Origin of the sequence: Rhodococcus sp. 21391 (assembly GCF_016772255.1) — a bacterium.
Classification (GTDB): Bacteria; Actinomycetota; Actinomycetes; order Mycobacteriales; family Mycobacteriaceae; genus Rhodococcus_F; species Rhodococcus_F opacus.
Genome location: NZ_CP063781.1, coordinates 651,978 through 673,935, shown reverse-complemented (window position 1 = coordinate 673,935; position 21,958 = coordinate 651,978). Strand labels below are relative to the sequence as shown.

Genomic DNA, 21,958 nt, shown 5'->3' with positions numbered 1-21,958 from the left:
TTCTCCTGGTAGCTGAACAAATCCATATCGGCAGTAGGGCAGGTTCGAATCCTGCCGAGGGCACTTTCTGACCGCGGTAGTCCTCACTGCGCCCGCTCCCGCATCTTGGACGAGGTAACGCAGGTCACGCCGCAGGCGATACGCCAGGCAGGTCGGGACGACCCGAGGAGAGTCTCATGAACTGGGTGGACATCGATATCTTCCCGCCGCTGATTGCCAACCTGCTGCACCTGTTGGCCGCCCTGACGAACAACGGGACGGGATCATGATCGGCATACTGCCCGACCTGCCGTACATGGGTTTGGATTGGGAGTTCTTCTTCCCGACCAATCTCTATATCGCGTTCATCAACTGGTGGAATCCTTTCTAGCGCACGGTAGCTCGGTCAGCGGGGTCCGCGCCCGCGCCGACATTCCGGGGATACGGATATTGCGGACCGTGGCTGACCTCGATCGTTCGTATCGTCGCCCCATGACCACTACCGAGAACCGCCCGGCAGCCCTGCACTCCTACTTCGCCTACCGTGACGCCCCGGCCGCTCTGCGCTGGCTCGAGCGCGCGTTCGGGTTCGAGACCACCCTCGAGTTCCCGGACGACAACGGCGGGATCATGCATTCCGAATTGCGCCGAGGCGACGCCGCCATCATGGTCTTCAGCGACGACGGCAACTACGACCGGCCGGCGCTCCGGGGCGAGACCGTCGGGCACGGCACGTATCTCAGCGTCGGCACCGACAGCGAAGTCGACGAGGTCTACGCCACCGCCGTCGAGGCCGGTGCCACCTCGGTCTGGGAACCCGCGAACACCCAATGGGGCAACTATCGCTGCCGGGTCCTCGACCTCGAGGGCTTCGAGTGGACGTTCGGCACCCTACGCCCGGGCGAGAGCAGCGGTGACTGGCCGGACGGCGAATGACGGTGACACGGAACCGGATCGACGCGGCGTCACACCGGGTCGTCAGTCGATCGCGAAGAGCCGCGCCGCATTGTCGTGGCACACCGCTCGCAGCCACGGCTCGCCGAGGTCGAATCGGGTGAGTCCCTCGAGTGCGTCGAGGTAGGGATACGGGATGTTGGGGAAGTCGCTGCCGAACACGATGCGTTCCTGCAGATCCGCCAGCCGGTGCACCTGGTCGCGTGGAAACGGTGAGGCCGCTTCGGTGTAGTCCGTGAACGTCATCGTGGTGTCGAGATACACGTTGCCGTACTGGTCGGCCAGGTCCAGGAATTCCCGGTACTCCGGCAGACCCATGTGGGCGATGATCAGGTGCAGCCTCGGGTACCGCGACAGCAACTCGGCGATCGGGCCGGGGCCCGTGTAGGTGCCGGGCGCCGGCCCCGACCCGCAATGGATGACCACCGGGACACCCGACTCCTGCAGCACACCCCACACGGCGTCGAGGAGCGGATCGTTCGGCGAATAGTCGCCCACCTGGATGTGGGACTTGAAGACGCGCGTGCCCGATTCGACCGCCTCCGCGACATACGTGGCCGCGGACTCCTCCGGGAAGAACGTGGACGTCCGCAGACAGTCGGGGGTCTGTTCGGCGAATTCGACCGACCACTGGTTCAGCCACGCGGCCATCTCCGGCTTGTGCGGGTAGATCATCGACGTGAACCGCCTGACACCGAACCCACGGAGGTGTTCGACGCGGACATCCTCTTCGTGCCGGTAGTGGATGGGCCACTCACGTCCGGTGAGGGGACCGACTGCGTCGAAGTAACCCCACACCTTCTCCATCACGTTCGCGGGCATGAAGTGGGTGTGGACGTCGATGATGCCGGGCAGCCCCAGCGCACGCCAGAACTCCTGCACCCTCAGATCCTCGGACAACAGTCTTCTCCTCGACGCAGTGCCGGACTCAGAACCCCGGCAGGTCAGAACGGGGGCCGCCTCAGAACAGCGTGAACGCGTCCTCCGCCTCGGGGGTGGATTGCGCGACTGCTGCCGGTGCAGGCGCGGGGGCAGGGACCGGCGCCGGTGCGAGCGCACCGGAGGCGACGGCACGAGCCGCCTCGCCGGCGAGGACGTCGGCCATCTCGTTGTAGTGGTTGCCGACGTGGCCACGAACCCAGCGGAAACGCACGGGCCCGGGGCGTTCGCTGATGGCGCGGTCGATGGACTGCACCAACGTGAGGTTCTTGACGGGAGCGCCACCCGCCGTCTTCCAGCCCTTGCGCTTCCACCCGAGCAGCCACTCCGACGCGCACTTGATGGCGTACTGGGAATCGGACTCGATCAGCAGCGGATCTTCCCCGGGATGCGCGGTGATCGCTTCGAGCAGAGCCCGCAGCTCGGCGATCTGATTTGTCCCGGAGGGTTCGCCACCCGATTGGCTGGGACCCTCGTGATTGACCCATGCCCAGCCGATCGCCCCACCGGGGTTGCGGAGGCAGGATCCGTCGGTACTCACGATGATCATGGCTGGGACTTTACGTGCGCGCTCCGACATCCGCCGGTGGCGGTCGCGTTCGGAGTGGATACGCTGCATTCGATGACGGTTTCGCTGGAGGTGGTCGAGACCACCGTGACCGCGCGGCGCCCCCTGGACGTCGCCATGTCGTTGCAGCCTCTACAACGCGGCAAGGGCGACCCCTGCCACCGCCGGACGGCCGACGGCTCGATCTGGCGGACGTCGGTGCAGAAGTCGGGCCCGGTCACCTATCGCATCACCCAGATCGACCGCCACTCGGTGCGCTGTCAGGCGTGGGGTGCGGGCGCCCACGAGTTGTCCGCCGGACTGGGCCGCCTCGTCGGCGACCACGACGACTGCGCGGACTTCGCCCCCGACCATCCGATCCTCGTCGAGGCCCACCGCCGATTCCCGCAGCTGCGCCTCGGCCGCACCGACCGGGTGATGGAGGCCCTCGTCCCCGCGATCCTCGAGCAACGTGTGCACGGCATCGCCGCGTTCGCGTCGTGGCGACGCCTAGTGTGGAAGTTCGGTGGGCCCGCTCCCGGACCCGCTCCGGACGGGATGCGGCTGCCCCCGACCGCGGACGTGTGGCGGCGAGTTCCGTCCTGGGAATTCCACCGGGCCAACGTCGACCCCAGCCGGTCCCGGACGATCGTCCGCTGCGCGCAGGTCGCCGACCGGCTCGAGAAGATCGTCGACCTCCCTCGCGAAGAAGCGAATCGCCGGCTGATGTCCATTTCCGGCGTCGGGATCTGGACGGCGGCCGAGGTGTCGCAGCGTGCGCTCGGCGACCCCGACGCCCTGTCGGTCGGCGATTATCACCTGGCCGCGATGGTGGGGTGGTCGCTGCTCGGCAAGCCCCTCGACGACGCCGAGATGGTGGAGTACCTGGCCCCGCTTCAGCCGCACCGCCATCGCGCCGTGCGACTGCTGGAGGTGAGCGGACAGGCCGTCAAACCCAAGTTCGGGCCCCGCACGGCGCTCGTCGACCACACCTGGCACTGACCCGGCATTCGCGGAGACCCCACACGCGTTTCCCGTACCCATGAACACCTGTTCAAGTGTTCATACGAGAAACTAGACTTCGAAGGATCAGCTGCCGGCCGGAGGAGACGCCGTGGAACCTGTGGCAATGCACATGAGCGACGGCCTGATCAATGCGCCGACCTCACTGCTGTTCGTCGTCGTCGCGGTGGCGGGACTGTCGATCGCCGCGTGGCGCGCGCGCTCGGAACTCGACGAACGCACCGCACCGATGGCCGGTCTCGTGGCGGCCTTCATCTTCGCCGTCCAGATGGTCAACTTCCCGATCCTTCCCGGCGTGAGCGGACACCTCCTCGGTGGTGCGCTCGCCGCCATCCTCGTCGGCCCCTACACCGGGATGCTCTGCGTCTCGATCGTGCTGATCGTGCAGGCCCTGCTGTTCGCCGACGGTGGGCTGACAGCGCTGGGAGCGAACATCACCAACATGGCGATCATCGGGGTGGTCGTCGGCTACGGCGTCGCGGTGGCCCTGCGTCCGCTCGTAGTGCGACAGCAGCGACTGCGCCTCCGCGTCCTCGGCGGGCTCGCGTTCGCCGCGGCACTGTGCGGAACGGTGGCGGCGTCGATGGGCTTCGTCCTCGCGTACGCGATCGGCGGTCATGCGACGTCCGGAGATTCGACTTCACCGGGCGCGGTGGCGGCGTACATGCTCGGGGCGCACGTGCTGATCGGCATCGGTGAAGGCCTCATCACCGCCGTCACGGTGACGGCCGTCGCGAAGGCGCGCCCCGACCTCGTGTACCTGCTGCGGACGGCACCCCGACGAGTCGAGGTGCGGCCATGAGCACGTCGTCGCCGGTCTCGCTGTGCCGATTCCTCCTCGGTTTCGCGCTGGTGGCGCTGCTCGTCGCCGGCGCGGTCTCCTATCTCGCCAGCTCGAGTCCGGACGGTCTGGATGCCGCGACCACTCGCGGGTGCGAAACCGTGGAAACCGATGCCGGGGAGACGCTCGTGGGTGACTGCATCGCCCAGAACGCGTCCGCTCATCCGTTGTCGGACTCGCCGCTCGCCGACTACACGGTGGGCGGCCGGTCGCATCTCACGGGTGTCGCGGGCGTGATCGGCGCCACCGCGACGTTCGTCGTCGCGGGTGGCCTGTTCTGGCTGCTCGCCCGCGCGCGGCGGAACCGAACGAGCCCCTGACCGTGGGAGCCGGTCACGCCCATCCGCTCTACCTCGACGGCACGTCACCCTTGCACCGGCTGCCGGCCGAGGTCGAGATCGTCTGCGCCGTCGTCTTCGTCTTCGCGGTGGTCGCGACACCACGCGAGGCGTTCTGGGCGTTCGCCGGGTATCTGGCCATCCTGCTCGTGATCTGGCGGATCGCCGGCATTCCGCTCAACTGGATCGGACCGCGGATGCTGATCGAATTGCCGTTCGTGACGCTCGCACTTCTCCTGCCGTTCGCCGAGGGCGGCGCACGCGTCACCGTCCTCGGACTGTCGCTGTCGGTCGCGGGCCTCTACGCGGCCTGGGGCATTCTCGTGAAGGGCACTCTCGGCGTCCTGGTCTCGCTGACACTCGCCGCGACGACGCCGGCCCGGGACCTGCCGTTGGGTTTGGCGCGGCTGCGCGTGCCCGCGATGCTCACCACGATCGTCGTGCTGATGCTGCGCTACCTCGATCTGCTCACCGCCGAGGTCGAGCGGATGCGCACCGCCCGGCTCTCCCGCGGCGACGACCCGCGGACGTTCCGGCAGATCGGTGCCACCGCCCGTGGCGTCGGCGGATTGTTCGTGCGTTCCTACGAGCGCGGCGAGCGCGTCCACCTGGCCATGCTGTCGCGGGGATTCACCGGTTCGGTTCCCACTGTCGGGGCGCCGCCTGCGACCGCTGCACTGTGGCGGGCGGGGCTCGTGCCCGCCGTGTGCGCGGTGGGGATCTGTGTCACGGCGTGGGTGCTCCGATGACCGCGGCCGTGCATCTCGAGGGCGTCTCGTTCGCGTATCCGGACGGCAGGGCCGCGCTGCACCGGATCGATCTCACGGTGCAACCCGGTGAGAGGGTGGCCGTTCTCGGCCCGAACGGGGCCGGGAAGACCACACTGATGTTGCACCTCAACGGCATTCTGACGGCCACCGAGGGCAGCGTCACCGTGGGCGGGCTGGAGCTGTCGCGGGGGGCGTCCCGGGACACGGTGCGGGAGGTCCGGCGCCGCGTCGGCATCGTGTTCCAGGACCCCGACGACCAGTTGTTCATGCCCACCGTCGCACAGGACGTCGCGTTCGGTCCGGTCAATTTCGGGGTCACCGGGACCGCGCTCGACGAGCGGGTGCACGACGCGCTGGCGGCCGTGGACATGACGGCACATTCCGATCGCAATCCCGCACACCTGTCGGTGGGGCAGCGCCGCCGCGTCGCGCTGGCGACGGTCCTCGCGTGTGCCCCGGACGTCCTCGTGCTGGACGAGCCGTCGAGCAATCTCGACCCCGTCGCCCGACGCGAACTGGCCGACGTCCTCCTGGATATCGACACCACGCACCTGCTCGTCACGCACGACCTGCCGTACGCCGCCCAGTTGTGCACGCGCGCCGTGATCCTCGACGAGGGACACCTGGTGGCCGACGGTCCGATCCTGGAACTGCTCGGCGACCCCGCGCTGCTCGCCGAGCATCGCCTCGAGTTGCCCTGGGGCTTCCGGCTTCCTACGACCGACCCTCATTCGCCCGGCGAACGATCCGTGACACCGCCGATCGGGTAGCTCACGATGGGGAGACGAAGCTTCGCCCCGCACTCCTACCGGAGGTCCGCGATGTCCATACCCGAAGCCGACGCCGGGGCCGTGTCCCAGCGCATTTTCGACGCATCGCTCGGGGCGATCGACCTCCTCGCCGTCCATCTGGGTGACCGGCTCGGCTGGTACCGCAGTCTCGCGTCGGAAGGTCCGGCAACCGCGGACCAACTGGCGGAACGCACCTCCACCCACCCGCGGTACGCGCGGGAGTGGCTCGAACAGCAGGCCGTGTCGGGACTTCTCACGGTCGACGACTCGGAGCCGCGGACGTTCACGCTTCCGGCCGGCGCCGCCGAAGTGCTCACCGACGAGCAGAGTCTCAACTATCTTGCACCGCTGGCGCGGATCTTCGTCGCCGCGACCACGCAGATGCCCGCGTTACTGGAGGCGTACCGCACGGGCGGCGGTGTGGGATGGGCGCAGTACGGCACGGATGCCCGTGAGTCGCAGGCCGACATGAATCGGCCGTGGTACGAGCAGGTTCTTCCCGGTGCGCTGGCATCGGTTCCCGAGGTCGACGCATTGCTGCGGACGCCCGGCGCCGCCATCGCCGACATCGGATGCGGCGGCGCGTGGTCCACGATCGCACTCGCGCGCGCCTACCCGGACGCCAGACTCCACGGCTACGACATCGACACCGCGACCGTCGAACTCGCGAGGTCCAACGTGCTCGAGCGGCCGGATGTCGCCGATCGGATCACGATCACCGAATCGGATGCGGCGGGAATTCCCGAAAGCACCTATACCGCGGCGTTCGCGTTCGAATGCATCCACGACATGCCGGCGCCCGTCGATGTACTGTCCGCGGTTCGGAAGGCCCTGGTTCCCGGTGGCGCGATGATCGTGATGGACGAGGCGGTGGACGACGAGTTCTCCGCGCCGGGAAGCGACGTCGAGCGGCTGATGTACGGATTCAGCCTCACCGTGTGTCTTCCCGACGGCATGAACCACACACCCAGCGCGGGCACCGGAACGGTCATGCGCCCGAGCACATTGCGCAGCTACGCCGAGGCGGCCGGTTTCGGCACCATGGACATCCTTCCCATCGAGGATTTCGGGTTCTTCCGGTTCTACCGGCTCACGGTGTAATCCCTGCACCGCCACCCCGATACGCACGTATTTTGCGGAAAGGCCGAAAACTGAGGCATCCGAAGGGGGAAGATGTCTGCAGTAGGCAGGTTACGGACGCTTTCGCCGGTCGGGGCAAGTGAAGCGCCAGGTCGAACCAGATTTGTCGTTTGTCATCCGCTACCACGCATGGGAAACACCATGAAACTGCATAGAGTGACAGCACCGGCAGCGCTGCTGATCGCCACCCTGTGTGTCGGAATGGGTACCGCGTATGCCGCCCCCACTCCCGCCGACCAGGCCGTCATCTCGCACACCAGCCTGAGCGCCGACGGCCGATCGGTCGGTACGGCACTCGACGCCGGGCACTTCACCCTGTCGCGGACGGCCGCCGCCGTCGACATCGTCAACGATTCGGGCACCCCGGTGGGCACGATCCCCCTGCGCTATTCGATCGCCGGTGTGCAGTTCGCGATCGATCCGCTCATCACCGACGCCGGCCGGTTCCTGAACCTGACACCCACGACGACCCCTGTCGCGGGAACCCTCGCCCTCACCCCGGTCGACAGGGATTCGGCGTACAACAACATGGTCGAGCAGCTGCAGATCGGTTGGAACAACGGCGGCGGGACCGCGACCGCGATCGGCGCAGGCATCGGATTCGTCGTCGGGTGCATCTTCCTCATCCTCGGCGGGTGCCTCCCCGGTGCCGCGGTAGGCGCAGCGATCGGCGCCGTCACCGGTATCAGCAACGCGAACCCCGCTGCGCCACCAGCGGTTTACGAATTCCTCGGAACCCCGTAGCGGGGCTTCCGTCCGACTCCGAAGACGATTTCGGGAGGGCTATGGGTTAGTTCGCACACGGGGAGCATCACCGCGCACCCACATATGCATGTAGCCGTTCCGGTTTTCCAGCGAATATGGTCCACGCACAACGATGTTCGGTGCACTCAGGTGGGGGCCGTGTTCGTCCTACGACACGGTGGGAATTTCCATGAAACTCTTGAAAACTCTGGCATTGTCCATATTCGTCGTCTCCGCGATGGCCGTCGGGGCGGGCACTGCGTATGCCGATCCCGCACCTCAGGGAATCGACTGGTCACAGCCGCTGATGACTCCGGCGGCCGACGGCGGCAGCAGCCAGGTGGCCGAACAGTTCTTCCCGGAGAACGAAGTGAAACAGGACGCCTTCGACAAGATGACCAACGAGATCAATACCGGTTGGAACAACGCGGGCCTGCAGGGCATGGCGATCGGTTCCAACGTGGGCATGGCCATCGGGTGCGTGTCGATCTTCCCCAACTTCATCGCCGGCTGCATCGTCGGCGCAGTGGTCGGCACCATCGCCGGCGCCGTCATCGGCATCGGTGTGGGTAATCCCAACGCACAGCCGGCCGTAGAGCAGTTCTTCGCCACACCCTGAGCGAAGAGCGAGCTGCAGCCCCGGCCTCACTCGGGCCGGGGCTGCGGCGCGTCGTCAGCCGACGACGCCCTGGTCGCGCATCGTCGCGATATCTTCCGCCGACCAGCCCAGTTCACCGAGGATCCGATCGGTGTGCGCGCCGAGCGCGGGCACGTCACCCATCCGCATCTCCACGTCGGAAAACGTCATCGGGGGCAGCATCGCCCTGATCGGCCCGGCCTCGGTTCCGATGTCACGCCAGCGGTCGCGCTGATCCAGCTGCGGATGGTCGATCAACCCGCCCATGTCGTTGAGCTCTGCCGCCGGAATCCCGGAGTCCGCGAGCACCTGGTCGAGAGCCGCGCTCGTGAACCGTTGAGTCTCCTCGGCGACGAGGGCGTCCACCTCGGCGCGGTGCTGCACACGCAGCATATTGGTCGCGAACCGGGGATGGTCGGCGAGTTCTGGTCGCTTGAACACGTCGGTCACCAGTTGCCGCCACCCGCGATCGTTCTGGACACCGATGAGGATCTGTCCGTCGAGGGTCGGGTACGAGTCGTACGGGACGATCGCCGCATGACCGAGCCCGACGCGCGGGATCTGCTTGTCGGCGTACATCTTCATGTACATCGGGTGGCCCAGCCACTCCGCGGTCGCGTCGAACATCGACACGTCGATCCGCGCCCCCACTCCGGTGCGTGACCGCCGGAACAGGGCGGCGAGGACGGACGTCATCGCATACATTCCCGCCGCGATGTCGGACACCGGGACACCCGTCTTGGTCGCGGTGTCGGGGGTGCCGGTCACCGAGATCATCCCCGTTTCGGCCTGGACCAGCATGTCGTACGCCTTGCGTTCGCGCCGCGGCCCCGCCGACCCGTAGCCGGACATGTTCACGACGATCAGTTCCTCGTGCTCGGCGCGCAACTCGTCGGCGCCGAATCCCAGCCGGTCGGCGGCATCGGGGGCGAGATTCTGGATGAAGACGTCGGCCTTCGCGATCAGCTTCGCGACGGTGTCCCGGCCCACCTCGGACTTCAGGTCGACGCCGAGCGACTCCTTCGACCGATTCAGCCACACGAAATGCGACGCCTGCCCGAACACCGCGTCGTCGTAGTTGCGGGCGAAGTCACCCTCGCCGACGCGCTCGATCTTGATAACCCGCGCGCCCATGTCCGCGAGATGGCGGGTGGCGAGCGGAGCGGCCACGGCCTGCTCGAGTGCCACGACGGTGATGCCGTCGAGCGGCAGCAGTCCGGGGTCGTTCTCCATGTCGGGATTCACCTTTTCTCTTCGGCCCCCGTGTGATTGTGGTAGTGCGTGGCCCCGATCGTGTGCAGCAGTTCGTGTACGGTGTCGTCGGTGAGCCGGTACCGCATCGAGCGACCGTCCCGCGTCGCCGACACCCACCCCTGGTTGCGGAGCAGTCGCAGAGCGTGCGAAACGGCGGTGCCGGTCATGTCGAGTGCCGCGGCCAGGTCGCCGACGCAGATGTCGGGGGCGTGGTGCAGACACAGCAGCAGTCGGAGGCGGTTGCCGTCCGACAGCAGTTCGAACCGGTTGGCCCAGCCGTCGATGTCGGGGGTGTGCAGTGCCGCCGCAGCACGCTGAACATCCTCGGGGTTCAGGGCGGGGGTGGCGGCCATCACGCCAGTCTACAAACGCCGCGAGGCCGCTCGGCCGGGCATCCATAGGCGATTCCTCACTGTCCGTTCGGCTCTGTGACTTTGTCTCCGCACTCACGCGGGTGGTCGACTGGCAGCACGCGTCACCCGGTTCCCGGCGGCGTCGACGAGTCATCGAGGAGCGTGATGTGAGCGGTCTGCATCTACCCCAGCGTGTGCGGCACCATGCCGCAGAGCGGCCCGGAGCACCGGCAGTGACGTGTGGTGACACCACGCTGACGTACGCGGAGCTCGACTGGCGGACCAATCGGATCGCAACCGCGCTGTCGGCGTTGACCTCCGACGGCGGCCGGGTCGGGGCACTGCTCCGGATGCGCACCGAGGGTGTCGAGGCGTTCGTGGCCGCCGCCAAGTCGGGGCTGGTGTTCGTCCCGCTCAACTGGCGACTCCCGGCGGCCGAGGCCGCCGCGATCGCGGTCGATGCCGAACTCCAGGTGCTGATCGTCGAATCCGAATTCGCTGCCGCCGCGGACGCCGTTCGCGGCGCGCTCCCGAGTGTGGTCGTGGTGGTCGTCGACGCGGCCGACAGCGACGTTCTTCCGCGCGGCTCCTGGACGTGGGACCGGCTGGTCACATCGGGCACCGCCACCGATCCGGGTCTCGGGGACGACCCCGACGCCGAGGTGCTGCAGCTCTACACATCGGGCACGACGGGTTTCCCGAAGGGCGTGGTGGCGACGCATCGCAACCTGCACAACGAGCCGGAGGGCCTGCTGATCTACCGCTGGAAGCCCGGCTCGGTGGCGCTCGACGCCATGCCGCTGTTCCACATCGCGGGTGCCGGCTGGTTGAGCACGTGTCTGTCGGCGGGCGTCCACGTGGTGCTGCTCGGCGCGTTCGACGCCCGGCGGGTCGCCGAACTCGTCGAACGGCATCGGATCACCCACGCCTTCCTGGTTCCGTCGACCATTCAGATGCTCCTCGACGTGCCCGACCTCGACCGCTACGACGTGTCGAGCCTCGAACTGGTCGCCTACGGTTCGGCGCCGATCACCACCACTCTGCTCCGGCGGGCGGTCGATCGCCTCGGCTGTGGATTCGTGCAGCGCTACGGCATGACCGAGACGACAGGCTCGGTCACCGCCCTCGCTGTAGAGGACCATGACCCGTCCGGACTCCGTGCGCACCTGCTGCGTTCCGCCGGCAAGCCCATGCCCGGTGTCGAGGTCGAGATCCGGGACGTGGTGACCGGCGCCCGGCTTCCGGTGGGCGTGTCCGGGGAGATCGTGTGCCGCTCACGCAACAACGTCGCGGGCTACTGGCGGCGGCCGGACGAGACCGCGCAACTGCTCACCCCCGACGGTTTCCTGCGCACCGGCGACGCCGGGCACATCGACGGGGAGGGCTACCTGTTCGTCACCGACCGGGTGAAGGACATGATCATCACGGGAGGCGAGAACGTGTACCCGATCGAGGTCGAATCGGTGCTCGCCGAGCATCCGGCGGTGGCCGAGGTGGCGGTGGTCGGCGTGCCGCACCGGACGTGGGGTGAGTCCGTGACGGCGGTCGTCCGGCTCGTCGATCCGTCGAACCAACCGGACGAGCAGGACCTGATCGCGTTCACCGCCGCCCGGCTCGCGTCGTACAAGAAGCCGCGGGAGATCGTCTACGTCGCCGAACTTCCGCGAGGAGCGAGCGGCAAGATCCTCAAACGCACCCTGCGCGAGGGGCTCCGCGCCACGGAGGTGCCGTCGTGATCGTCACCGAAGACGTCGGTACCGTCCAGCGCGAGGCGTGGGCCCTCGGCGTCCTGCCGCCGGTCGAGCAGGTACGCCCCGGATTGTGGTCGATCCCGGTGCCGATGCCGCGAAACCCGTTGCGCTACGTCCTGATCTACGCACTCGCGCTGCCCGACGGCCTCGCCCTGATCGATGTGGGCTGGGATTCCGAGGAGTCGTGGCGAGCCCTCGTCGACGGCATCACCGAGACCGGGCACCACGTCACCGACGTCCGGTACGCCGCCGTCACCCACCTGCATCCCGACCACTTCGGTCTTGCGCCCCGGCTGCGGGAGGTCAGCGGGGCCGCGCTCGCGATGCACAGCGCGGATGCCGCACTGCTCGGCCACCATTCGCCGGAGGACACCACCGCCGACGAACAACTGTGGAACACCCAGCTCGCCCAACTCGGGGCGCCCACCGACATCCTCGCGGCCGCCCGCGTCGACCTCGTTCGGCTGGGGGCAGGCGAATCCATGGACGTCGTACTCGGTGACGGGACTCCCCTGGACCTGCCCGGCTGGGATCTGCGGGCGGTCTGGACCCCGGGGCACACTCCCGGTCATCTGACCTTCGTCGACGACACCCATGGACTGATGTTCAGCGGCGACCACATGTTGCCCCGCATCAGTCCCAACATCTCGACGGTCCCCGGCGAGCTGGAGAACCCACTGCACCGTTACCTGCTATCGCTGCACGCCACCACCTCCATGCCCGACGGCGAGGTGCTGCCGGCCCACGAGTACCGCTTCCGGGGGATCGCCGACCGTGCCCGGCAACTGATGGGTCATCACGAGGAACGCTTCGCCGAGATCGTCCAGACTCTGGGCGTACACCCCGAATCGACGGCGTGGGAGATCTCGCACCACATCTCGTGGTCGCGGCCGTTCGAATCCATGTCCGACCGCCTGCTCCGCCTCGCGGTCCGCGAAACCCATGCCCACCTGCTCGTTCTGGCCGAGCGCGGGAGCATCCGCTCACTCGGCGGGCACCCCGAACGCTGGACCCCGACACCGTAAGGAACACACCCCATGAGCGTGGTTCTCACCGAATTCTCCGACGGCGTCGCCGTCATCACCCTGAACCGGCCGGAGGCGAAGAACGCCGTCGACCTCGAGGTCGCCGAGGCGCTTGCCGCCGCGATCGACGAGTTCGAGGCGCGGCCTGACCTGACGATCGTGATCCTGACCGGTGCCGGGGGAACGTTCTGCGCGGGCATGGATCTGAAGGCGTTCACCCGCGGGGAGCGGCCGTCGCTACCCGGCCGTGGCTTCGGCGGCATCACGGAGGCCCCGCCGACCAAGCCGCTGATCGCCGCGGTGGAGGGCTGGGCGCTGGCCGGCGGCTGCGAATTGGCGCTGTCGGCCGATCTGATCGTGGCCGCCCGCGACGCCAAGTTCGGCATCCCCGAGGTCAAGCGCGGGCTCGCCGCCGCCGCAGGCGGTCTGCTGCGACTGCCGAAGGTGCTGCCGTACCCGATCGCGATGGAGATGGCGATCACCGGCGATCCCCTCACCGCCGAGGTGGCGCACGCGCACGGACTGGTCAACCGGCTCACCGAGCCCGGGCAGGCCCTCGACACGGCCCGCGAACTGGCGTCACGGGTCGCCGCCAACGGTCCCCTCGCGGTGCGCGCCACCAAGCAGGTCGTCGCGATGTCCGCCAACTACACCGATCCCGACTCGTTCATAGGGCAACGCCGCTTTCTCGATCCGGTGTTCGCTTCCGAGGACGCCCAGGAGGGTGCGCGCGCCTTCGCGGAGAAGCGCCCGCCGGTGTGGCGTGGCCGCTAGCCGCATGATCGGCGCAGCCCGCATCACGGCTTCCGTACGATGACCGCGTGGACCTGCATCTCGTCACCTACTTCGTCGCGGTAGTCGATCACGGCGGGATCACCAGGGCCGCACAGTCCCTCTACATCTCGCAACCGTCGCTTTCGCAGGCGATTCGCACACTCGAACGCCGCCTCGGTGTCACCCTGTTCGACCGCACCGGGCGGCGTCTCGAGCTGACCGAGGACGGCCGCACCCTCGACGTCGCCGCCCGGCGCATCCTCGCCGACGTCGAGCGGGCCAAGGCCAAGGTCGCCGCCGTGCGCGAACTCGTGTCCGGCCGCGTCGACGTCGTCACCTACGCGGCGTTCTCGATCGATCCGATCGTCGACCTGGTGCGCCGGTTCCGTGAGCAGTATCCCCGAGTGACGGTCCGCGTCATCGACGCCGACGGCCCCACCGGCGTCCTCGGCGCCTTGCGCCGCGGCGAGGCCGAGCTCGGGGTGATCGACCTGTCCGTCGACCACAGTGCGCTGCGCTCGGTCCCCATCGGCGACCAGGAGCTGGTACTCGCCCTGCCCGGCGCCCTCGCCGAGACCCTTCCCGATCCGGTGCCCCGCTCGGCCGTCCGCGACATTCCGCTCGTTCAGGATCTCGGGGACAAGAGCGACGCCGCGCTGATCTCTGATCTCGTCGGCGAGCCCGCGAACATCGTCATCGACTGCACGCATCCGGGCGCCACGTGGGAGCTGGTGATGCGCGGCGCGGGGGCCACCGTCCTCCCCCGCCTCGTCGCCGAGGAACAGTTGCGCGGGGTCTCGATCCGGTCGATGACGCCGAAGCTGACCCGCCCCGTCGGCCTCGTGCAGCGGTCCGGGCCGGGATCACCCGCGGCCTCGGCGTTCGTCGCGATCGCGCAGTCCACCCGAACACCGGCACCCGAGTGAGGAACTGAGCACATGGAGTTGCGCCAGGTCGAGTACTTTCTCGCCGTCGTGGAACACGAAGGCATCAACGGGGCCGCCGCGTCGCTCGGCGTCGCACAGCCCACCATCTCGCAGGCGCTGCGCGGGCTCGAGCGGGAACTGGGTGTGCAACTGTTCCACCGCATCGGCCGGGGCATGGTGCTCAGCGCCGCGGGGCGCAGCATGGTCGGGCCGAGCAGGCAGATCCTGCGCGACGTCACCGCCGTCGAGGACCTCCTCGCCACCTCCGACGGGGCACTCGCCGGCCGACTGGACATCATGGCGTTTCCGGCGTTGGCGATCGGGCCCCTCGTCGACCTCGTCACCGAATTCCGGCGGACCCACCCGAAGGTGATGGTCCGGTTGGGTGAATTGAAAGACGAGGCACAGGCCGGGTCGCTGATCGAGGACGGCCACTGCGAATTCGTGGTGGCGCACCTCCCGCTCGACGACGCCCGCCTGGACGTCGTCGAACTCGGCGAACAGGAGTACTGGCTCGTGTACCCGCCGGGCACCGACGTGCCGGAAGGTCCCGTTCCGCTCGCCGCACTCCCCGACATCCCGATGGTCTTCGTCCCCCGCGGCCACTCCGTCGCCAACGAGATCGAGGAATCGATCCGTCACGCCGGGGCACGCCCGACCCTCGCGGCGCTGTCCGATCACCGCGAGGCGCGACTTCCCCTGGTGCTCGCGGGAATCGGTGGAACCCTGCTGGAACGGTCGATCGCGGAGGCGGCCCAGGACCGCGCGGTGGTCCGCCGCGCGGAGCCGACGATCGCCCGCACCTTCGGGATCGCATTCGATCCCGACATGCTCTCCCCGGTCGGGCACGCGTTCGTCGAACTCGTGCGGGCGGAAGGTTACAGCGCGAGCAGGTAGCTTTTTGCCGCGGCGTACTCGGAGACGAGCCGGTCGACGAGTTCCGCCGTCGGTTGCACGGAGCGCACGGTGCCGATCCCCTGTCCGGACCCCCAGATGTCGCGCCATGCCTTCGTTTTGGCGGTTCCGCCGCGGAAGCTCATGGCGGACGGGTCGGAGTGGGCGAGGTCGTTCGGGTCGAGGCCGGCGGCCTCGATGCTGCCGCGCAGGTAGTTGCCGTGCACGCCGGTGAACAGGTTGGAGTAGACGATGTCGGACGCGGTGGAGTCGACGATCATCTGCTTGTAGCCCTGGTCTGCGTTGGCCTCTTCGGTGGCGATGAACGCGGAGCCGATGTAGGCGAGGTCGGCGCCTGCGGCCTGCGCGGCGAGGACCGAGCGGCCGTGGGCGATCGAGCCCGACAACAGGACCGGCCCGTCGAACCATTCGCGGATCTCCTGGATCAACGCGAACGGCGACAGGGTGCCCGCGTGTCCGCCGGCGCCGGCCGCGACGGCGATGAGGCCGTCGGCGCCCTTCTCCACCGCCTTTCTCGCGAACGTGTTGTTGATGACGTCGTGGAGGACGATGCCGCCGTAGCTGTGGATGGCCTCGTTGACGTCGGCGCGGGCGCCGAGGGACGTGATGACGATCGGGACCTGGAACTCGACGATGGTGGCGAGGTCCTCGTCGAGACGGTCGTTGCTCTGGTGGACGATCAGGTTGACCGCGTACGGCGCGGACGGTGTCTCGGGGTTGTTGGCGTCGTGTTTGGCGAGGGCTTCGGTGATGCGGGTGAGCCATTCACGCAACACGGGCTGCGGGCGGGCGTTCAGGGAGGGGAACGATCCGACGATGCCCGACGCGCACTGGGCGATCACCAGGTCGGGACCCGAGACGATGAACATCGGGGAGGCCACAGCCGGCAGGCGCAGGCGATCGGACAGCACGGAGGGCAGAGACATCGGTTCTCCTGATGAGGGGGAGTCCTCTGATGCAAGCACTTTCAGGTACCGACCAGTTCAGCACGCAGTCCGGGCGTGGACAAAGACACATCGCTGATGGTCCGGTTAATCGGAACCTATGACGCTCGGCGGTAACCATAGGTTTGACCTCATCCGGTGTATCCCAGAACGACATTGCGGCGGAACGTCCCCGGTGATCGACTGGCTGGGCGGCACGGCGTCGACCACTCCGGCGTGCGCCGAGAACCGCGCCGACGTCTGGAGCCGCGTATGAGCATCGAAACCGTCACCTCGAACACGGGCGCCGAATCCGCCGAACGCGACGTTCTGATCAGCCGGGACGGCGCGGTCGCGACGATCACCCTGAACCGGCCCGCACGGCGCAACGCCATGACCCTCGACTCGTGGATCGCGTTGCGCGAGGCGCTCGGCGAACTCGCCCTCGACGACGCCACCCGCGTCGTGGTCCTCACCGGCGCAGGCAGCGACTTCTGCACCGGCGCAGACCTCGACAAGCGCACACCCATGCACCCGCTGAACCGCATGCGTCAGATCAATGCGACGGCACTGGCAGTCGCCGAGTTCCCCAAGCCACTGATCGCGAAGGTTCGCGGCTACGCCGTGGGAGCCGGCTGGAACCTGGCGCTGCTGTGCGACCTGCTCATCGCCTCGCGCGACGCGCAGTTCAGCCAGATCTTCGCCAAGCGCGGCCTGTCGGTGGATTTCGGCGGCTCGTGGCTCCTGCCGCGCATGGTGGGACTGCACCGCGCGAAACGTCTGGTCATGCTCGCCGAGATGATCGACGCCGAGCAGGCGGATGCGCTGGGACTGATCAGCGAGCTCGTCGAGCCGAACGAATTGGACGCCACGGTCGCCCGGTTCGCGACCCGCCTCGCGGCGGCACCGACGGTAGCCGTCATGCAGTCGACGCGACTGATCGAGGACGGCACGACGTCGTCGCTGCGGGACGCACTCGAGAACGAGGCGCGTTCGCAAGCGGTCAACTTTGCGACCGACGCTCCGGCCGCACTACGCGCATTCATCGAGAAGCGTCCCCCTGCGTTCAGCGGGGAGTGGCAGGTGCTGCAACCGTGATGGTCGGGCCGTCGATCACACAGAAGCTGCGGCACAGCCGAGTGACGATCCGCGGCCCGCGTTCGGGACCGAACCACCGATCTATGTGCGTCCACTGAGATGAACAGCGTCCGGTAGACGGTCGGTTCGAAATGACCTGGGCCGGGAGTGGGCGCGCCCGTGTAGCCGACGCTGTCGATGTGCCGGATCTCGGGCGCGCACAGCGGTGCCGTGATGTCTGGTTCGACAGCGCGCCAGTGGGATTCGTCGTCGAAGTGGAGGTGCGCGATCACGTCTCCCCCGTTGATTCCGCCGGGCAGGGTCGGTGTCACGAGAACGCGCCGAGCGCTGGGGGCAGCGACCTCGTGCAGCCGGCCGGCCAACGCCGCACCGGCTGTGACATCCGCGTCGGCGACGAGGTGAACGAGCCTGGTCACCTTGAACATCGGTCAGCGCCGCCACGTCCGCGGGCGAGCAGGAGACGATGCGACGGCGGGTGGTGAGGAACTCGTCGGCGTCGACCCACCAGTTGAGCACCTCCGCATCGTGGCGTGCGAGGAGACTCTGCTGCCACCACGCGCGAGCACCCCACAGAGTTGGTTCCACCCAGCGGGAGGAAAACGCTAGGTCGTCGCGGCGGCGAGTTGCTCGCGCAGCTTCGTCTTGAGGATCTTCCCGGCCGCCGACGTCGGCAGCTGCTCGACCACCACGACGTCGCGTACCTTCTTGTACGGCAGCACCCGCTCGGCGACGAACGCGGACACCGCATCCGGATCGATCGTCACGTCCGGCATCGGCACCACGAACGCCACCGGCTCCTGCCCGACGCTGCCGGCCTCCCTGCCGACGACGGCAGCCGAGGACACGTCCGGGTGCGAGACCAGAATCTCCTCGAGCTCACGCGGATAACAGGTACCCGTCCTCGTCCAGGTAGGCGATGTCGCCGGTGTCGAGCCAGCCGTCGACGTACTGCTGCGCCGTGATCTCCGGATGGTTCAGGTAGCCGTCCGTGACCTGCGGGCCGCGGACCCACAGCTTGCCGCGGGTGCCGGCCTCCAGTAGGGCACCGGAGTCGTCCTGGGCACGAATCTGCACCTCCGTGTCGAACACCGGCAGCCCCACGCTGCCGAGCTTGTACGCGACGGAGCCGGTCAACGGTGCGGAGGCGACCAGGCAGGTGCCCTCGGTCAGCCCGTACCCCTCGACCACGCTCGCCGACGGGAACGCCCGACCCAGCGCCTCGAGGGTCACATGATCGATCGGCGCCGCACCCGACGACACGACCCGCACCGAGTCGGTGTCGCGAACGGCGGCGTCGGGGTGGGTGGCGACGGCATGCCACATCGCCGGACTGCCGGTGATGTACGTGGCGCGGTGCGTCTCGATCAACTCCAGCATGCGGCCCGGCTCGAACCGTCCGGCGAACACCTGGGTCGCCCCGCACAGCAGGAGGAACGACATGTTGATCAGCGCGTGCGCGTGGAACAGCGGCGACACGACGACGGTCGCTCCGACGCCGGGCACCACACCGCGGTCCCCGAGACTCTCGACGGGTCGCAGTTCGATCCCGCCGTCGGCGGTGGCGCGCACCTCGTGACCCGCACGCCAGGCGATCATCTGGGTCACGTTGGCGAGGACGTTGCGGTGCAGCACCCGGACACCTTTGGACAACCCGGTGGTGCCGCCCGTGTAGGCGAGGTGGGCGACGTCGTCCCCGGACACCTTCGGGGTGAACGGTGCGGTGGCGTACCCGCGGACGAACTCCTCGAACCCGAACTGACCGCGACCGACACCCGCGGGGAGTCCGGCCACCACGATGGTGCGGACGGTGGTGCCGCTCGCCGCCTCGGTGAGGGTGTCCAGTTGTGCGGGCTGGGTGACGGCGGCGACCGCCGCCGTGTCGACGATCTGCGAGCGCAGGCCGGGGCCGGGCTGCAGCGGGTTGACCAGGGTGACGGTCGCGCCGGCCCGCAGTGCGCCGTAATAGGCCACGACGAATTCGATGCAGTTGCCGAGATGCAGGAGCACCACGTCACGCTCGGTCACCCCCGCGTCCCGCAGGGCGGCGGCGAACGCGCCCGACCGCTGGTCGAGTTCGCGGTAGGTGCACACCGTGTCGCCGTCGACCACCGCGGCCTTGTCTCCGTACAGGTCCGCCATGCCGGACGGGAACGCCGCCAACGTCACGTCGGGGTAATGCAGTACCGGTGCAGCAGAATTCACGTTCGGTCCCTTACTCGTCAGCGAGGTGCCATGCGGATGGCACCGTCCAGGCGGATGGTCTCGCCGTTGAGGTAGCCGTTCTCGAGGATCTGGCAGGCGAGCTGCCCGAACTCACTGGGCTTGCCCAGACGCGACGGGCCCGGCACCGACTTCTCCAGCGACGCGCGCACATCGTCGCGCAGCCGGGCGAGGAGCGGGGTGTCCATGATTCCCGGGGCGATGGTGCACACCCGGATGTTGCGGCTGGCGAGGTCGCGGGCCGCGGTGACCGTCATGCCCACGATGCCGGCCTTCGATGCGGTGTAGTTGATCTGGCCGATCTGGCCTTCGAATGCGGCGACGGACGCCGTCAGCACGACCGCGCCGCGCTCGCCGTCGATCTCCTCCTGCCGCGCGATCCGTTCCGCTCCGAGGCGCAGGGCATTGAACGAGCCGACGAGGTTGAGCCGGATCACGAACTCGAAGTCCTCGACGGAACCTGCCTTGCCGTCAGAGTCGAGGATGCGCATCCGGCGTCCGGCCCCGGCGCAGTGCACGATGCCGCGCAGGCCACCGCGGTCGTCGGCGACGTCGAGGGCGGCCGCGAACTGCTCGGAATCGGTGACGTCGGCGGGAGCGAACTGGGCGGCGCTGCCCAATTCCTTCGCCGCCGCCTCACCGTCGGAGTTCGGGAGGTCGATGAGCGTGACCTGAGCGCCTGCGTCGACGAGGCGGCGTGCCGTCGCGAGTCCGAGACCGGATGCGCCTCCGGTGACCGCGGTCGAGATTCCCTCGAGTTCCATCGTGCGGGTGTTCCCTTCGAAAAGTATTGTCGGATCAGAGAAGTTCGAGAATGGTGGCGTTGGCGAGGCCGCCCGCCTCGCACATGGTCTGCAGTCCGTACCGAATGCCGTTGTCCCGCATGTGGTGGACGAGTCGGGTCATGAGGATCGCGCCGGACCCGCCGAGCGGGTGACCGACTGCGATGGCGCCGCCGAGCGGGTTCAGCCGGTCCGTCGCGGCGCCGGTCTCCGCCTGCCACGCCAGCGGGACGGGGGCGAAGGCCTCGTTCACCTCGAATGCACCGATGTCGTCGATCTTCAGTCCGGACCGGGACAGTGCCTTCTCCGTCGCGGCGATGGGTCCGGTCAGCATGATCACCGGGTCGTCGCCGGCGACGGCGCAGGTGTGGATGCGGGCCATCGGGGTCAGACCGAGTTGCGCAGCCTTCTCGCTCGTCGTGACGAGCAGTGCACCGGCGCCGTCGGAGATCTGCGAGGAGTTGCCGGCGTGGATCACGCCGTCCTCCTTGAACACGGTCTTCAGCTTGCCGAGAGATTCGAGCGTGCCGCCGCGGCGGATCCCTTCGTCCCCGGCGAGGACGTCGGAGAGCGGTGCGAGTTGCCCGTCGAATGCGCCCCGGTCCGCGGCGTGCGCAGCGAGCTCGTGGGATCGCAGCGAGTACTCGTCCAGCACCTGGCGGGAGAGCCCCCACTTCGCGGCCATCATCTCGGCGCCGGTGCCCTGGCTGAACCCGTCGACGCCGTACCGGTCGAGGACGGCCGTCGGGAAGTGTTCACCGTTCTTGCTCGCGCTGCCCATGGGAACCCGGCTCATGGACTCCACACCACCGGCGACGACGACATCCTCGTGGCCGGCGATGACGGCGGCGGCGGCGAAGCTCACGGCCTGCTGGCTCGATCCGCAGGCCCGGGTGAGAGTGGTGCCCGGCACCGTCTCCGGCCAGCCGGCGGCGAGGACGGCGGTGCGGGCGACGTTGCCTGCCTGCTCCCCCACCTGGCTGACACAGCCCCAGACGACGTCGCCGATCTCCTCCGGGGAGAGACCGGTGCGCGCCACGAGGGCCTCGAGGACGTGCGCCGACAGATTTGCGGGGTGGATTCCGGACAGGGAACCGCCACGCCGCCCGATGGGCGTGCGGACGGCGTCGACGATCACTGCATCGCGCATGATGTGTTCCTTCGATCTGAGGGGGTCACTCGAATCAATCACGGGCGATGTCGTCACCACAACGACTTTCGGCCGATCAGAGGG

At 68.3% G+C, this 21,958-nt stretch carries 22 protein-coding genes and 1 pseudogene; 15 read left to right on the top strand and 8 right to left on the bottom strand.

What is annotated here, in order from left to right; all coding sequences use genetic code 11:
* Window positions 1–471 precede the first annotated feature (471 nt).
* Window positions 472–915 (top strand): VOC family protein, encoded by a 444-nt coding sequence (locus GO592_RS03150; RefSeq protein ID WP_005573590.1) that lies wholly within the window; start codon window positions 472–474, stop codon window positions 913–915.
* 42 nt (window positions 916–957) lie between these two features.
* On the opposite strand, the gene GO592_RS03145 is transcribed toward GO592_RS03150, so the two are convergent.
* On the bottom strand, window positions 958–1,833 hold the full coding sequence (locus GO592_RS03145) for an amidohydrolase family protein (RefSeq protein ID WP_007296495.1): 876 nt from the start codon (window positions 1,831–1,833) through the stop codon (window positions 958–960).
* A gap of 61 nt (window positions 1,834–1,894) precedes the next feature.
* The gene (locus GO592_RS03140) at window positions 1,895–2,422 is read right to left on the bottom strand and encodes a ribonuclease H family protein (RefSeq protein ID WP_007296496.1); all 528 of its coding nucleotides are present in this window, start codon (window positions 2,420–2,422) and stop codon (window positions 1,895–1,897) included.
* 72 nt (window positions 2,423–2,494) lie between these two features.
* On the opposite strand from GO592_RS03140, the gene GO592_RS03135 reads away from it, so the two are divergent.
* The 8 genes from GO592_RS03135 to GO592_RS03100 all read left to right on the top strand — a co-directional run bounded on the left by GO592_RS03135 (window position 2,495) and on the right by GO592_RS03100 (window position 8,685).
* Window positions 2,495–3,421: a DNA-3-methyladenine glycosylase family protein gene (locus GO592_RS03135; RefSeq protein WP_039950816.1), complete on the top strand. Its 927-nt coding sequence runs from the start codon at window positions 2,495–2,497 to the stop codon at window positions 3,419–3,421.
* A 127-nt stretch (window positions 3,422–3,548) separates the two neighbouring features.
* The gene (locus GO592_RS03130) at window positions 3,549–4,244 is read left to right on the top strand and encodes an energy-coupling factor ABC transporter permease (RefSeq protein ID WP_007296498.1); all 696 of its coding nucleotides are present in this window, start codon (window positions 3,549–3,551) and stop codon (window positions 4,242–4,244) included.
* Window positions 4,241–4,603 (top strand): PDGLE domain-containing protein, encoded by a 363-nt coding sequence (locus tag GO592_RS03125; protein ID WP_007296499.1) that lies wholly within the window; start codon window positions 4,241–4,243, stop codon window positions 4,601–4,603. The genes GO592_RS03130 and GO592_RS03125 overlap by 4 nt, the downstream gene beginning before the upstream one ends.
* Window positions 4,604–4,605: 2 nt before the next feature.
* A complete protein-coding gene (cbiQ, locus tag GO592_RS03120) occupies window positions 4,606–5,370 on the top strand; it encodes a cobalt ECF transporter T component CbiQ (protein WP_005254234.1) in 765 nt (254 codons plus the stop codon).
* Window positions 5,367–6,161 (top strand): energy-coupling factor ABC transporter ATP-binding protein, encoded by a 795-nt coding sequence (locus tag GO592_RS03115; protein ID WP_039950819.1) that lies wholly within the window; start codon window positions 5,367–5,369, stop codon window positions 6,159–6,161. The genes cbiQ and GO592_RS03115 overlap by 4 nt, the downstream gene beginning before the upstream one ends.
* A 51-nt stretch (window positions 6,162–6,212) precedes the next feature.
* Window positions 6,213–7,283 (top strand): class I SAM-dependent methyltransferase, encoded by a 1,071-nt coding sequence (locus tag GO592_RS03110; RefSeq protein ID WP_005254236.1) that lies wholly within the window; start codon window positions 6,213–6,215, stop codon window positions 7,281–7,283.
* Window positions 7,284–7,463: 180 nt separating this feature from the next.
* On the top strand, window positions 7,464–8,066 hold the full coding sequence (locus GO592_RS03105) for a hypothetical protein (protein ID WP_037203198.1): 603 nt from the start codon (window positions 7,464–7,466) through the stop codon (window positions 8,064–8,066).
* A gap of 190 nt (window positions 8,067–8,256) precedes the next feature.
* On the top strand, window positions 8,257–8,685 hold the full coding sequence (locus GO592_RS03100) for a hypothetical protein (protein ID WP_005251571.1): 429 nt from the start codon (window positions 8,257–8,259) through the stop codon (window positions 8,683–8,685).
* 54 nt (window positions 8,686–8,739) lie between these two features.
* On the opposite strand, the gene GO592_RS03095 is transcribed toward GO592_RS03100, so the two are convergent.
* A complete protein-coding gene (locus GO592_RS03095) occupies window positions 8,740–9,948 on the bottom strand; it encodes a CaiB/BaiF CoA transferase family protein (protein ID WP_007296502.1) in 1,209 nt (402 codons plus the stop codon).
* A complete protein-coding gene (locus GO592_RS03090) occupies window positions 9,945–10,310 on the bottom strand; it encodes an ArsR/SmtB family transcription factor (protein WP_005254240.1) in 366 nt (121 codons plus the stop codon). Before GO592_RS03090 ends, GO592_RS03095 begins: the two co-directional genes overlap by 4 nt.
* 167 nt (window positions 10,311–10,477) lie before the next feature.
* Here GO592_RS03090 and GO592_RS03085 point away from each other — a divergent pair, with 167 nt between their 5' ends.
* The 5 genes from GO592_RS03085 to GO592_RS03065 are packed head-to-tail and all read left to right on the top strand — an operon-like array spanning window position 10,478 to window position 15,683.
* A complete protein-coding gene (locus GO592_RS03085; protein ID WP_039950794.1) occupies window positions 10,478–12,046 on the top strand; it encodes a long-chain-fatty-acid--CoA ligase in 1,569 nt (522 codons plus the stop codon).
* The gene (locus tag GO592_RS03080; protein ID WP_007296504.1) at window positions 12,043–13,086 is read left to right on the top strand and encodes an MBL fold metallo-hydrolase; all 1,044 of its coding nucleotides are present in this window, start codon (window positions 12,043–12,045) and stop codon (window positions 13,084–13,086) included. Before GO592_RS03085 ends, GO592_RS03080 begins: the two co-directional genes overlap by 4 nt.
* Before the next feature lie 12 nt (window positions 13,087–13,098).
* Window positions 13,099–13,860 (top strand): crotonase/enoyl-CoA hydratase family protein, encoded by a 762-nt coding sequence (locus GO592_RS03075; RefSeq protein ID WP_007296505.1) that lies wholly within the window; start codon window positions 13,099–13,101, stop codon window positions 13,858–13,860.
* 47 nt (window positions 13,861–13,907) lie between these two features.
* Window positions 13,908–14,786: a LysR family transcriptional regulator gene (locus GO592_RS03070; protein WP_007296506.1), complete on the top strand. Its 879-nt coding sequence runs from the start codon at window positions 13,908–13,910 to the stop codon at window positions 14,784–14,786.
* A gap of 12 nt (window positions 14,787–14,798) precedes the next feature.
* On the top strand, window positions 14,799–15,683 hold the full coding sequence (locus GO592_RS03065) for a LysR family transcriptional regulator (protein WP_007296507.1): 885 nt from the start codon (window positions 14,799–14,801) through the stop codon (window positions 15,681–15,683).
* On the opposite strand, the gene GO592_RS03060 is transcribed toward GO592_RS03065, so the two are convergent.
* Window positions 15,665–16,627, bottom strand: a complete 963-nt coding sequence (locus GO592_RS03060; RefSeq protein ID WP_007296508.1) for an NAD(P)H-dependent flavin oxidoreductase — start codon at window positions 16,625–16,627, stop codon at window positions 15,665–15,667. The genes GO592_RS03065 and GO592_RS03060 overlap by 19 nt on opposite strands.
* Before the next feature lie 270 nt (window positions 16,628–16,897).
* Between GO592_RS03060 and GO592_RS03055 the strand changes: the two genes are divergently transcribed.
* Entirely contained in the window at window positions 16,898–17,722 is an 825-nt protein-coding gene (locus GO592_RS03055) for an enoyl-CoA hydratase/isomerase family protein (protein ID WP_007296509.1), read from the top strand.
* A gap of 602 nt (window positions 17,723–18,324) precedes the next feature.
* Here the strand turns inward: GO592_RS03055 and GO592_RS03050 are convergent.
* The 3 genes and pseudogenes from GO592_RS03050 to GO592_RS03040 form a co-directional block, all read right to left on the bottom strand.
* Window positions 18,325–19,924 (bottom strand): annotated as a pseudogene (locus GO592_RS03050) (class I adenylate-forming enzyme family protein).
* A 17-nt stretch (window positions 19,925–19,941) separates the two neighbouring features.
* Entirely contained in the window at window positions 19,942–20,706 is a 765-nt protein-coding gene (locus tag GO592_RS03045; protein WP_007296510.1) for an SDR family NAD(P)-dependent oxidoreductase, read from the bottom strand.
* 34 nt (window positions 20,707–20,740) lie between these two features.
* The gene (locus tag GO592_RS03040; RefSeq protein WP_007296511.1) at window positions 20,741–21,874 is read right to left on the bottom strand and encodes a thiolase family protein; all 1,134 of its coding nucleotides are present in this window, start codon (window positions 21,872–21,874) and stop codon (window positions 20,741–20,743) included.
* Window positions 21,875–21,958 lie beyond the last annotated feature (84 nt).

Bases quoted from the DNA above. Each gene is read 5' to 3' on its own strand.
- GO592_RS03150 (WP_005573590.1), top strand. From the start codon at position 472: ATGACCACTACCGAGAACCGCCCGGCAGCCCTGCACTCCTACTTCGCC.
- GO592_RS03140 (WP_007296496.1), bottom strand. From the start codon at position 2,422: ATGATCATCGTGAGTACCGACGGATCCTGCCTCCGCAACCCCGGTGGG.
- GO592_RS03135 (WP_039950816.1), top strand. From the start codon at position 2,495: ATGACGGTTTCGCTGGAGGTGGTCGAGACCACCGTGACCGCGCGGCGC.
- GO592_RS03130 (WP_007296498.1), top strand. From the start codon at position 3,549: ATGCACATGAGCGACGGCCTGATCAATGCGCCGACCTCACTGCTGTTC.
- GO592_RS03125 (WP_007296499.1), top strand. From the start codon at position 4,241: ATGAGCACGTCGTCGCCGGTCTCGCTGTGCCGATTCCTCCTCGGTTTC.
- GO592_RS03115 (WP_039950819.1), top strand. From the start codon at position 5,367: ATGACCGCGGCCGTGCATCTCGAGGGCGTCTCGTTCGCGTATCCGGAC.
- GO592_RS03110 (WP_005254236.1), top strand. From the start codon at position 6,213: ATGTCCATACCCGAAGCCGACGCCGGGGCCGTGTCCCAGCGCATTTTC.
- GO592_RS03105 (WP_037203198.1), top strand. From the start codon at position 7,464: ATGAAACTGCATAGAGTGACAGCACCGGCAGCGCTGCTGATCGCCACC.
- GO592_RS03100 (WP_005251571.1), top strand. From the start codon at position 8,257: ATGAAACTCTTGAAAACTCTGGCATTGTCCATATTCGTCGTCTCCGCG.
- GO592_RS03090 (WP_005254240.1), bottom strand. From the start codon at position 10,310: ATGGCCGCCACCCCCGCCCTGAACCCCGAGGATGTTCAGCGTGCTGCG.
- GO592_RS03075 (WP_007296505.1), top strand. From the start codon at position 13,099: ATGAGCGTGGTTCTCACCGAATTCTCCGACGGCGTCGCCGTCATCACC.
- GO592_RS03065 (WP_007296507.1), top strand. From the start codon at position 14,799: ATGGAGTTGCGCCAGGTCGAGTACTTTCTCGCCGTCGTGGAACACGAA.
- GO592_RS03060 (WP_007296508.1), bottom strand. From the start codon at position 16,627: ATGTCTCTGCCCTCCGTGCTGTCCGATCGCCTGCGCCTGCCGGCTGTG.
- GO592_RS03055 (WP_007296509.1), top strand. From the start codon at position 16,898: ATGAGCATCGAAACCGTCACCTCGAACACGGGCGCCGAATCCGCCGAA.
- GO592_RS03045 (WP_007296510.1), bottom strand. From the start codon at position 20,706: ATGGAACTCGAGGGAATCTCGACCGCGGTCACCGGAGGCGCATCCGGT.
- GO592_RS03040 (WP_007296511.1), bottom strand. From the start codon at position 21,874: ATGCGCGATGCAGTGATCGTCGACGCCGTCCGCACGCCCATCGGGCGG.